The 11,043-nt window shown below is 45.4% G+C and carries 12 protein-coding genes; 8 read left to right on the forward strand and 4 right to left on the reverse strand.

The window, feature by feature from the left end:
* Window positions 1–123: 123 nt before the first annotated feature.
* Window positions 124–1,305 (reverse strand): MFS transporter, encoded by a 1,182-nt coding sequence (locus VC188_RS09910; protein ID WP_323483845.1) that lies wholly within the window; start codon window positions 1,303–1,305, stop codon window positions 124–126.
* Between the two features lie 287 nt (window positions 1,306–1,592).
* On the opposite strand from VC188_RS09910, the gene VC188_RS09915 reads away from it, so the two are divergent.
* The 4 genes from VC188_RS09915 to VC188_RS09930 all read left to right on the forward strand — a co-directional run bounded on the left by VC188_RS09915 (window position 1,593) and on the right by VC188_RS09930 (window position 6,325).
* Entirely contained in the window at window positions 1,593–3,551 is a 1,959-nt protein-coding gene (locus VC188_RS09915) for a hypothetical protein (RefSeq protein ID WP_323483846.1), read from the forward strand.
* A complete protein-coding gene (locus tag VC188_RS09920; protein WP_323483847.1) occupies window positions 3,532–4,731 on the forward strand; it encodes a hypothetical protein in 1,200 nt (399 codons plus the stop codon). Before VC188_RS09915 ends, VC188_RS09920 begins: the two co-directional genes overlap by 20 nt.
* A 92-nt stretch (window positions 4,732–4,823) precedes the next feature.
* The gene (locus VC188_RS09925; protein ID WP_323483848.1) at window positions 4,824–5,849 is read left to right on the forward strand and encodes a hypothetical protein; all 1,026 of its coding nucleotides are present in this window, start codon (window positions 4,824–4,826) and stop codon (window positions 5,847–5,849) included.
* Window positions 5,849–6,325: a hypothetical protein gene (locus tag VC188_RS09930; protein ID WP_323483849.1), complete on the forward strand. Its 477-nt coding sequence runs from the start codon at window positions 5,849–5,851 to the stop codon at window positions 6,323–6,325. The genes VC188_RS09925 and VC188_RS09930 overlap by 1 nt, the downstream gene beginning before the upstream one ends.
* A 473-nt stretch (window positions 6,326–6,798) precedes the next feature.
* On the opposite strand, the gene VC188_RS09935 is transcribed toward VC188_RS09930, so the two are convergent.
* From VC188_RS09935 to VC188_RS09945, 3 genes are all read right to left on the reverse strand, one after another.
* Window positions 6,799–7,188, reverse strand: a complete 390-nt coding sequence (locus VC188_RS09935; RefSeq protein WP_323483850.1) for a 4-oxalocrotonate tautomerase family protein — start codon at window positions 7,186–7,188, stop codon at window positions 6,799–6,801.
* A 14-nt stretch (window positions 7,189–7,202) separates the two neighbouring features.
* On the reverse strand, window positions 7,203–7,508 hold the full coding sequence (locus VC188_RS09940) for a DUF2917 domain-containing protein (RefSeq protein WP_323483851.1): 306 nt from the start codon (window positions 7,506–7,508) through the stop codon (window positions 7,203–7,205).
* Between the two features lie 68 nt (window positions 7,509–7,576).
* Window positions 7,577–7,993 (reverse strand): MarR family transcriptional regulator, encoded by a 417-nt coding sequence (locus VC188_RS09945; RefSeq protein ID WP_323483852.1) that lies wholly within the window; start codon window positions 7,991–7,993, stop codon window positions 7,577–7,579.
* A 237-nt stretch (window positions 7,994–8,230) separates the two neighbouring features.
* Between VC188_RS09945 and VC188_RS09950 the strand changes: the two genes are divergently transcribed.
* From VC188_RS09950 to VC188_RS09965, 4 genes are all read left to right on the forward strand, one after another.
* On the forward strand, window positions 8,231–9,277 hold the full coding sequence (locus tag VC188_RS09950) for a phage major capsid protein (protein WP_071461894.1): 1,047 nt from the start codon (window positions 8,231–8,233) through the stop codon (window positions 9,275–9,277).
* An 11-nt stretch (window positions 9,278–9,288) separates the two neighbouring features.
* Complete coding sequence (locus VC188_RS09955; RefSeq protein WP_323483853.1) at window positions 9,289–9,687, forward strand: hypothetical protein; 399 nt, start codon at window positions 9,289–9,291, stop codon at window positions 9,685–9,687.
* A 185-nt stretch (window positions 9,688–9,872) separates the two neighbouring features.
* Window positions 9,873–10,409, forward strand: a complete 537-nt coding sequence (locus VC188_RS09960; RefSeq protein WP_323483854.1) for a hypothetical protein — start codon at window positions 9,873–9,875, stop codon at window positions 10,407–10,409.
* On the forward strand, window positions 10,406–10,759 hold the full coding sequence (locus VC188_RS09965; protein WP_323483855.1) for a M15 family metallopeptidase: 354 nt from the start codon (window positions 10,406–10,408) through the stop codon (window positions 10,757–10,759). The genes VC188_RS09960 and VC188_RS09965 overlap by 4 nt, the downstream gene beginning before the upstream one ends.
* Window positions 10,760–11,043: the final 284 nt, after the last annotated feature.

Genomic DNA, 11,043 nt, shown 5'->3' on the forward strand with positions numbered 1-11,043 from the left:
GGGTTTAATTACTTATACCGCTTCGTCATTAAATAAGATTATCCATTTTTAAGTAAATCAAAGTCAAGCCAGAGCTGGCATCTATCAATGTAAATTGCAGCCCATAAGCCATTCAATTTATGCTTAGCTCTGCTGTACTTGATTCTTGAAAGCTATCGAAAAAAATACTCCCATGCCAATTGCCAGAGCCATGAGAAAAATGAGTGGGTAAGAAGAGTTCGGTGGAAGAGCTAAATAGCCTATTAGACAAGGAACCCCGAAAATCCCACAATAAAAACTCGCATTAAACGCTGAGAGTGCAATTGGGTGCTGATCGATATCAAATGAATCAGAAACCCAGACACTCAGAATTGGGAAACCAAGGCTATAGCCAACCCCAAAGCAGATACCAGCCAAAATAATCGGTATTGGGCTATGTAGATTCAAGACCAAAGCAAATGCACACGCCATCAAGCCAAACGAGCAAGCTATCAAGACAGGGCGCGAGAATCCCCCTAATATGCCCAGCAGACCAAAACGTGAGCCAAAAAGGGCGAGGCTCATTGGTAAGAAAAATAAGCCTACAGAGAAATGGTGTTGGCTTAGGTATAAAGCCATATACCCAGTAACAAAACCCCACAATACCCCAATAGAAAAAATGCCAAAACCTAAGGCATGAAATCTCTTTGCGCACAGAATTTGATAATAAGAGTGCAAGCCAATTGCAGGTGTTTTACTGGAGCGGTCAAATTCCTTAAAGATTATGGATAGGGTGATTAGCGTCAGTAATGCTAGTAGTCCCGGTAATGCCATATACAAAAAGAATCCATCGGATCCCTGATTCTTAAAATACCACTGGGCTACTATAGGACCAAATGCATTAGGCAGCGGGAACATTGACGCATAGATTCCAAAGAAATAGATTATTTTTGGACCACTCAATAAGCTCCTTACATAGATCATGGAGGCGGAAAAGTAAAAGCCAGACCCAAAACCAATTAGCCCACGAAAAATTGTCGCAAGAAAGCTCGAGCTAAGGGCATATTCAAGGCCTATAAAGCCCAATATCATCAATGCCTGACTAATGATCATCAGTCGAATGCAGCTGATTCTTTGCAAGATAGCGCCCGCACTAAACAAGGCAATTAAGGTTGGAATGAGGGGCGCAGATAAGACTGAGCCAATAGCTTGTTGAGAGTAACCTTCCTCATTTAAGAGTATCGATAAAAATATCATCGACGACAGGGATAGTGATCCAAAGAATGTCACCAAACATAGCAAAGAGAAATATCTTTGAGATGTGTTATTCGCGAATGCTCTAGTCATAGGAAGCACATATCTCATGAATTACAGGAGAAAAGACTTCTCCTTGGAAAATTAAACAAACATCCAATATGCTTGTCCATCTAAGTCTATCTTCTCTAAGATCGCAACTCAATCAGTAATATTGACCATCTTAATAAAGATGGCATTGATAACTGAAAATATATTTGTGACTTATAAAATTTCTATCACTTTATGGAAATATGTTGTAGTGAGCGAGTACGAAAATCCTGCCATAATAAATCCAAGATAAGTGCATCGATGAAAGATTCACAATCTATAAATAGGATGTGCCTCAAGACTCAAAAGCCCTCCAACAAAAATGGACCGCTCGCATCACGCATGCGCGCGCACACTGGGCAACATTCCATAAACGCGTAAGACACAACCGCAATACCGTAGCTGGCTTTAATTGGAACGCAGATCCCACCGGCAAAGACTTCTATAGTCTGAGAGCCAACCTCATACACGGCACTATCTCTGCAGTTCTTCCTAATGTCTATGCACGCAACCCAGAAATTTCAACAACACCAACTCACTTGGGCGCGGATATCAAACTCTTTTGTAAAACGCTAGAGAAAGTCACCAATAGAGCGCTAGAACATGCCCAATTAAAGAATCGAGCGAAGTCCACCATAAGGGCAGCGCTGACCTGTAGCTTCGGAATTCTCAAAGTGATGTATCAAAGAGATCCAAGAAAGGATGGATATATTCAAGGCCGCATCAATGATGCCCAAGAAAACATCCTAGCCATAGAAGACTTAGATCGAGATCTTCAAGACGATGCTCAACATCATCATGATGCCAAGAGAGCAGAGTTAGAAGAGCTCATCAAGTCATTACATGAACAATCGGAAGTGCAATCTGCCGAAGGCTTAGTAATCGACAGAGTGCTTACAGAAAACCTCCTCATCGATCCATCTATCTGCGAGTTTTGGGATTACACCGATGCAGACTGGATCTGCCAAATCATCCCAATGAAGCGTGGCCAAGCAGAAGCGCTCTACAAGAAGAATCTTGCCAATGCCAAGATCTATCAACCCGGCCAAGGCGAGCCATCCCATAAAAAAGCCAAGCGTCTAGCCTCAATGCAGGTGGACGCTAGTTCAGGCTCGGTGGCTGATGATCAACAAATAGCAGTGCTAGAGATCTGGGATAGAGCGACTCAACGGGTTTATACGATGGTAGAGGGTGCGACCGAATGGCTGCGTGAACCTTATTCACCACCAAGAGCCGGAGAGCGCTGGTACCCATTCTTCTTATTGCCATACCAAGTAGTCGATGGTCAATTTGTAGGCCCAAGCCTGGTTGACTTGACCGAGCGCTTGCAGGACGAGCACAACGAAGCGCGCGATCGATTTAATCAACATCGAGACCTCTGCATTCCGGGGTGGGTAGCATCAGCCGATATCAATGAAAAGACCATTAAGAAGCACTCAGATTCAAGATTCGGCGAGATCACGATTGTCGATACCGAAGGCAAGCCTCTGAACCAAGTCATCATTCCCAGAGGTCACCCCAAGATCGACCCCATCGTCTATGACACCAGTGCAGTACGTTATGACTGGGAGCAAGTTACTGGCTTGCAAGATGCTGCGCGCTCTACGGTGGTCAGACCCAAGACGGCTACCGAGGCAAACATTCTACAAAGAGCCTTATCTGGGCGCGTATTTGAATTCAAGGACCAGATCGAAGATTGGTTACAAGAGATTGCCCAATACAGCGCCCAAGTCCTTTTGCAAGAACTCACCAAAGAGCAGGTAGAGCGCTACATGGGGCCGCCAAGTACTAAGACCACCATGGTCAATGGCGAACTAGTCATGACTATGGAGAAAACCTATGACTGGCCAGAACTCACCAAAGACCGAATCTTTGACATGGTAGATCTACGAATACGTGCAGGTACTACCGGCGCACCAGATGGCATAGAAGACAAAGAGAGCTGGCTCAAGGTTCTTCCCATGATTACGAATCTATCAATTCAGATGCAAAACCTACAAGCCAGAGGAATGGATTACGAGCATATCCGTAATCTCCTACACGAGACCCTCTTGCGATATGACGATCGTATCGATTCCAATCTATTTATACCTAATGTAGAAAAGCAAGCGGAGGGATGGTCACGCGATGACGACCCAAATTTAGGAATAAATTGGTTTTCTGAACGAAGGCAAAAGTCAGGCGCTGAAATGCATTACGGCAGTAACTTATTAAAAGAGGAGACAGGCAATGACGCAAGTAGCAAATGAGGTGGAGGGATTTAAATCAGAGGTACTCACTAAGGGTGGCTCAATTCAAAGAGTGCAGGATAGAGAGGCCAAGAAAGAGCGCGAGCGGCTTGAAAAAGAAGCCTATGAGAAGCATGCCGCCGAGAGTGCCGCAAGGCGCAATAAGGCAAGGGAAGAGCGCGCACTTGAATTGATTGCGCAAGCAAAAGCCAGGCAAGAAGCCGCTCAATTAGATAAGGAGCGTAGCGCTCAGGCACAACAAACCCAAAAGGCTGAGCGTAAGAGCCAGAGTCGGAGCCAAGCAACCAACTTATTAGATGATCTAAGTAAGACCCCCAATGCATCTCTTGCCAAGCTATCTGAGGATATTGATGAGGGCGAAGTATTGGAGGAGTCGGAAGCTCTAGAGCCCGAATCTATATTTTCGCCAGTAAAGGGCGAGGTGCATGTGCCGTCCTTTATGCCCGCTTCAGCAGATAAGACAGCACCACAAGCCCATGACCTGGGTGAAATATTGCCTGCACCAGTCGCCATTACCGTCGATACACTTCCAAAGACTGATATTCAAGCTGAGACAGCTGAAGAGCTAATGAAGCGGGCTTTGAACTCTGGGTCCGCGGTTTCGATTCCCGATGCCGAGCCTAGTGTTAATACAGAATCTTCTGGCGGTATCAAGTCCAAGAGGGGATGTGAGCGTGTACAGAGAATCATTAATGAAAAGCGCGATCTAGAGAAACAGGTTGAAGATCTGGAATGTACAGTTACAAGCTTGCAGGATGTGATTCGTAAATATGAAATCGAAAGCAAGCTTGTAGGTAATGTGATGACTATTGCTGATAGCCAGAAAAAACCTTCCGAGTTGGTCTCAGAGGCGAAGCTACAGATGCTCAAGTTCTTGAATACCCGCTCAGATGAAATCGATCACATTGATAAGGCGATTTGCTTTAACAAATACATGTCAGACCCGTTTTACATGCAGGTCTTTGTGCAGAACAATCAGCCGGAGCAGTGGCAAACCATGATTGAGTCTATTTATGAGGCAATCGAAAGGCCTACTGCTAGCGTTGCCAACATGAGGCATTCAGCCTTGCAGAGTGTGCAGCCTATACGGGCGCGAACAGCAACTCTAGGGGCGCCAGTAGCTAGTTCTGAACAACCGATGGATAGGATTGCTCAGCACCTAGGAAACATGGGTATTTGATATTTATATCAATAAAATCATATAATTAACATACTTTATTTGTTATTAACATACTGTATGTTAATAGTTAAAAACAGTGTTAAAATGGATGCATGACGAATGCGCGCAACCTATTTATTCAAGCAGGCACCTACTTGCAGCAAACCCTAGGAGAGGATTTGCTGCAGGAGGGCGCTTGGGAGAAAGAGGTGCAATTGCCACGCTACATTGCCCAAACTTACGATATGGGCAAAGCTAGGCTAGCTGGGATCGAGGTTCTTTTGATGGCCAATAAGGACGGGGCTCAAGGATTACCAGCGCTACTTAAACAAAGGGCGCTTATTCAGAAAGAGGCTGGGGTGCCGGTCATTTGGGTTGGAGATGCTCTTCAGGCTTATGCCCGTAAGGAGATGGTTGCGAGGCGCATGCCTTTTATCATTCCGTTTAAACAGGCTTACCTACCCCCGTTGGGAGTTGAGTTTCAAGAGCGTGCATTAGCAACAAAGGTTGATACTAAAGAAAAGCTGCATGTGGCAACACAAGTATTTTTGATTAATGCGCTGCTTGGTAATTTGCCTGACACATTAAATCCAAAAGAGATTGCCATGTACTTGGGCTATAGCCTCATGACTATGACTCGTATTAAAAGCGAGTTGATGGAGCATGGTTGGTTAGACATGGATGCTTATAGAGGAGGGCGACTCTGGCGACTAACAGTTGAAGGGGGTGAGCTCTGGAAAGCCATCAAGCCTTATTTACAAAGCCCGGTACGTAAGCGTCTGTGGATTAGAAATCCAAATCCATATATTGAGGGCCTACCCCTTGCGGGATTGAGCGCCCTAGCAAAGCAAACCATGCTTGGAGAGCCTCAGAATATTGTGCGGGCGATTGGAGAGTTGGACTGGCGCAAGTTGGAGCGCGAATTAGATGCTGAGCAAGTGGTGCCCGAGGCAATCGATGGCGCTTTGGAATTAGAGGTTTGGCGTTATGCACCACAAAGAATTAAAGCCCTAAATACCAAAGAGAGGGATGCCAATAACGGCATCGTGGACCCATATTCTTTGTTTTTAAGTCTTGAGGCTATAGATGATGATCGAGTTCAGGTAGCGCTAAAAGAATTGTTGAGAGGAATAAGTTAATGGCAACGCAAGTAGGGCTTAAGGTCTTTGAGGAAGCGTTTAAAGGATTTGAAGATCAGTATGTGTTGATAGGCGGTAGCGCTACGCAGTTGGCTATGGAGAATGCCGGAGAGCTATTTAGCCGCACTACTAAAGACTTGGATATTGTTGTGATTGTTGATGCGCTGACCCCTGAGTTCATTGAGAAATTTTGGGAGTTTGTGAAGGCGGGTCAGTACGAGATTCAACAAAAGAGCGACTCCACTAGGCAGTTTTACCGCTTTAAAAAACCTAAGACCGCAACATACCCATTCATGCTTGAGCTCTTTTCAAGAAAGCCAGACTTTCTTCGGGAGAAGGATAGCGGCGATATGCGGGCGATTCCTCTAGCGGAGGATGTTTCAAGTCTTTCCGCGATTTTGCTGGATGATGACTATTACGGTTTGATAAAAAGAGATAGAAAACCTGGTTTTATCTGGGTGGATGCCCCGTTCTGATTCCGCTGAAAGCAAAGGCCTGGCTTGATCTGAGTGAGCGCAAGCGTGCTGGCGAAAAGATTGATTCAGATGACATCAAAAAGCACTTGCGAGATGTGTTGAGGTTGGTATCCATTCTGCCCGTTGATTTTCAATATGAATTGCCAGAATCAATAAGGCAAGACATGGTGAAATTTTTAGACCAAGCTAAGGATGAATCTATTGATCCGAGCGGCCTAAATCATCCAAAGGGATCAAATTTAGCGGATGTCTTGAGCCAGATTAAACAAGCCTTCCTATAAAAAAGATTGTTCACACATTCAAAGAGTGCCGCAAAGCATTTAGCCAATCACACTCGAATGAAATTCCGTCAAGGGCACCCCATAGGGGTGGCTTGCGAACCCTTGATGGCCACGACCAAATAAACGCTCATTTATGCCCAAGGTGGCAGACAGGCACATTGGGCATAAAGACCAGTGCGAAGGGGTGAGTGCCTACTGGTGGTATCGATACTCCTGGGTCTTTCCACCATACCCGTATGTAGCAGCTCTAACATCCTGCACGTAGATATAACTCTCTTCATGCAGATTGCCTAAGATGCGCTCAAACCCATCAAAGGCCTCTTTGATATACCGAGCCTTCTCATCCTTAGTGTTGGTCTCATCTGTTACCTTGATATCAAAGTAAAAGCTATTTTTACCATGTTCGCTTAATAACTTGCCGCCAACCATCCAGCATTCAGGATCTACATAGTCAATTGCAATAGCGGTTACTTCCTTCTTCTTGCCTAGAATGCGGTGGGTGAGATCTAGCAATAGTTCATGCATCGCTTTGGTAGTGACAATATTCTTTTGTCCGCTGACTTTTACGTTCAAGATTGGCATGTTGTTTTCCTTGTTTATGGGCTTACTGCGATTAAAAAATGATTGCGTATTGAGTTCAATAGCCTCGCTAGATGGCTTGGTGCCATTTGAGGGTTGGAGAATTTCACTGTTGCCGCCGGCAGTCCTTGAATTAGGGCTATGCCGTTACTCGGAATAATGAGTCGCTCCCCCTTGGTGAGTAAAAAATCATCCTGTAAGTCATTGAAGGTTAGCCAGATATCTCCATGAACACATTCAAGGCTTACATTTTTCGCCTGTGAAAAACTCACTTTATTGCTTTCGGTTACACGAAGGGTGGTATTTCCTAGTTCAATTTTCATTTGATTCTCCATTTGACTGTGCATAAAAACAAGTTAGCTATGCAACTATTTGGGAAATAAAAAAGAGCTCATTTCAGGGCAGAGCTAATACCTCTAATTTGATCTACAGCTTCTTCAAAATGATTGGTTCCAAGTGATTTTTTAAGGCGTTTAGCTACGGCTACACTGGCAGAATTAATAGCATCTTTCATCTCCATGGCTTTTTTGGTCGGATGAATCTCTTGCTCCCGGCCATCTTTCTCAGATGCTTGCCGTTTAATTAAAGACAGGCGCTCCAAGCCATCCAAAGCGCGGGTAGCAGTAGGGCGGCTAATATTCATCTCCTTAGCCAATTCACTTTGCAGTAGCGGTGCTTTATCTAAAACCACTCTGAGCATAAAAGCCTGAGAAGGGGTAAGCCCAAAAGGCTTAAAAGCACCCGTCCACTCCCGCTCTAGCTGACGAGCTAGGCTGGTGGTATTGAAATAGAGACATTGTTCAAACATGTAGATAGTGTAATACATATTAATTAGCTATGCAACTATATTCAAAATATCAATAAAAACCCCACAAATATCCCAAGCCCCTGCCTATCACCCCAATAATTGATCTCAGTGCTTCATGCCACCGCGTTAAAGCTAGAGTCGCGACTAGCAGCGTAGCAATGGATAGCTTCACGCTCTATCAATTGGAATGAAGCCAACTAATTTTCGAATAGATAAACATATTGATAGGGGTGGCATATGCCAATTTCAAATACAGACTTGCAAGAGTTAGCTAAGGTATCCTTGGATGAGTACTTGCGCAATCTACCGGTCGATCAAATCGCCGTAGAAAGACCTTTCCTGAAAAAACTCATGGAAGGTCGTAAAAGCCTATTGGGCGCAAAGCAGAACGTTGTTGAGAACATCCGTAAAGAGCACGGCAGTAACTTTAGCTGGGCCTTTGGGGAGGAGACGGTCAAGTTCAATAAACGTAATACGACTGAGCAAGCCTCATTCCCATGGCGTAGAGCAGTTGATGGTCTATATATCGACTATGACCGCCTATTTAGTAACGGCATCAAGGTGCGTGAGGGTGGGGCGCGAGGCTTTCAATTGGAATACAACGAGCGCGTACAACTGATTAATCTCTTAGATGAGCAGCTAGAAGTTCTTAGAGAAGGCTTTCTGAATAAGTTAGACCTGGAGTTGCACCGCGACGGCTCGCACGGCGCAGATGCGGTAGTCGGCTTAGATAGCTTAGTAAGCCTTGCCCCAGATGCCGGCACGGTAGGTGGTATCGATCGAGCCAAAGCTAGTTACTGGCGTAACTATGCCGTCAAGGACATTGCATCAACATCGCCAGGTAACTTAGTGGGTGAGATGGAGACTGCATGGCGTCAATGTATTAAGCATGGCGGAAGCCCTGATTTCATCATCGCGGGTGGCAAGTTCATTGATACCTATCGTAAGCAAGTGACAGTGACTCATATTGCCGGATCAGGTGAAACCAAGTATATCGATGCTGGCGTAGGTGCGGGTGTAAACACTGGGCTAGCCTTCAAGGGCGTAGAGATCATCTGGGATCCCCAGTTTGATGAGCTCGATGCCATGGCTAATCGCACAGTGGAATGGAGCAAGCGCTGCTATTTCCTCAACACACGCTTTATGAAGCTACGTGATGATGACTTAGACATTGTTGCCCCAATCCGTCCGCACGATACGCTCGCTATGTACGCCATGGTGAATCTACGCTGCGCTTTATCCATCTCAAGAGCCAATGCCCATGCGGTATTAGCCATTCAATAAGGAAGATCAATATGAACCACAAAGAACTCATTCATAGTGACTTCCAAATTAAAGAGGTGGAAGCGGTAGTACGCAGGGATGCATTCACAACCATCCATGTACATGTACCGCCGTATGAGACGAACATCCTTCGAAACCTCTTTGGGCGCGAGAACGTCACGGTGTTCGAGCGCCCATCAAAGACCACCATTACTCCAGAACAAGAGTACGACCGTCTATGCGCAAAGTATGGCCATGAAGTCGTAGCCAAAGTCTTTGGCGAAGATGATGGTGATCGCCTAATGGAGATCGTAGAAGGTCTGATGAAAGAAGGTCAGCCTCCAGCACAAGAGAAGGCATTAGAAGGAACGCTTGAGCAAGCAACACCTCATCAAGATCCACCAGAAACCAAAGGAGCCAAGAAACGCTAGCAGAAGGGAAGGCTACCGCTAGCGGCAGGTGTTTGGGTGCGGCTGCGGGTGTTGAAGTAACCACGGTGTGTGGGCGCGCATAACTGCGCCCCACTACCAACACCAATTAAAAGCCTAGGTGGTAGTGGGGCGGTGGACTTTCATACTTATTCATACCTTCGAGCATCAAGAAAAGAGCTTATGACATGCTTCCAATCATCACTTCTCTAGTACAAACCTTAGCCGTCAACGGTCTTAGTCTTCTTGCGGGCGCAGTCCAAGCTAAAGGTAAAGAGTTCATTGAGAGCAAGATTGGGGCGCGTATTCCAGATAACCCCAGCCAAGAAGATCTCATCAAGCTCAAGCAGCTAGAGATCGAGCAAGAGCAACTTCTATTGCAATACACCCTAAAGCAAAAAGAACTTGAAATAGAGGAATCCAAGCTTCTAGCGGAGATGCATCGTGCTTCACAAGAAAATGCCACACAGCGCTGGCAATACGATATGGGTAGTGATTCCAAGTTATCAAAGAACATCAGGCCAGGAACGCTCGTTTACATCCTCACGGCTTACCTCTTGTTCGCTTTGCTCTCCGCTATGGGTATTGATATCAATGAAGCTTATGTAAAGCTTCTAGGTGAATGGGGACAATTAGTCATGCTGGCTTATTTTGGGGGAAGGTCTGTTGAGAAGATCTTTGAGATGCGCATGAATGGCCCAAGGAACAAGGAAGAGCCGCAGTGAGTAAAGGCGTGAGTGGTTTGGTTGCGGAGCAAGCTGCATTCTTGATCGATGTCAGTCTTCTGATTCAGTTTGCAACATCGGAAGGTTGGGTCGTTACTGGTGGTGAGCTCTGGAGGTCCCCAGAGCAGCAAGAGATCTACTTCAAAAGCGGTAGATCAAAAACTATGAACAGCAATCACCTGAGACGTTGCGCTATCGATCTCAATTTCTTCTGGAATGGAAAGCTAGTCTGGGATAAAGAATTGATTCGTATAGTTGGCGAATACTGGGAAAGCCTAAGCCCAAAGAATAGGTGGGGTGGGAATTTCAAGAGCTTTGTGGATGTGCCGCACTTTGAGAGACTCACATAACTCAACATAGAACTATGATCGTCACCAAAGAGATGTTCGGCTGATTATGGATAATATGTCGAATGGATCCAATCACCGCTGCATTAGGACCCTGTAAATAAATTTGTGTAAGTTCCCTCGGCCAATTAACCTTCACAGAAGGATAGCCACATGGAATATCACACAATGGATCGTAGTAAATTACAAGCCTTAGCCAACGAACTAGCCAAGGATCTCAAAACCCCAGAAGATTTAAATATGCTCTCTCAGGAGCTAGTTAAGCTCACTGTAGAGGCAGCCTTAAA

This window comes from Polynucleobacter sp. MG-28-Ekke-A2 (assembly GCF_035012985.1).
GTDB lineage: Bacteria > Pseudomonadota > Gammaproteobacteria > Burkholderiales > Burkholderiaceae > Polynucleobacter.

What these genes read in the sequence shown, in the direction of transcription:
- VC188_RS09910 (WP_323483845.1), bottom strand. Translation starts at nt 1,305, where the DNA reads ATGACTAGAGCATTCGCGAATAACACATCTCAAAGATATTTCTCTTTG.
- VC188_RS09920 (WP_323483847.1), top strand. Translation starts at nt 3,532, where the DNA reads ATGACGCAAGTAGCAAATGAGGTGGAGGGATTTAAATCAGAGGTACTC.
- VC188_RS09925 (WP_323483848.1), top strand. Translation starts at nt 4,824, where the DNA reads ATGACGAATGCGCGCAACCTATTTATTCAAGCAGGCACCTACTTGCAG.
- VC188_RS09930 (WP_323483849.1), top strand. Translation starts at nt 5,849, where the DNA reads ATGGCAACGCAAGTAGGGCTTAAGGTCTTTGAGGAAGCGTTTAAAGGA.
- VC188_RS09935 (WP_323483850.1), bottom strand. Translation starts at nt 7,188, where the DNA reads ATGCCAATCTTGAACGTAAAAGTCAGCGGACAAAAGAATATTGTCACT.
- VC188_RS09940 (WP_323483851.1), bottom strand. Translation starts at nt 7,508, where the DNA reads ATGAAAATTGAACTAGGAAATACCACCCTTCGTGTAACCGAAAGCAAT.
- VC188_RS09945 (WP_323483852.1), bottom strand. Translation starts at nt 7,993, where the DNA reads ATGTTTGAACAATGTCTCTATTTCAATACCACCAGCCTAGCTCGTCAG.
- VC188_RS09950 (WP_071461894.1), top strand. Translation starts at nt 8,231, where the DNA reads ATGCCAATTTCAAATACAGACTTGCAAGAGTTAGCTAAGGTATCCTTG.
- VC188_RS09955 (WP_323483853.1), top strand. Translation starts at nt 9,289, where the DNA reads ATGAACCACAAAGAACTCATTCATAGTGACTTCCAAATTAAAGAGGTG.
- VC188_RS09960 (WP_323483854.1), top strand. Translation starts at nt 9,873, where the DNA reads ATGCTTCCAATCATCACTTCTCTAGTACAAACCTTAGCCGTCAACGGT.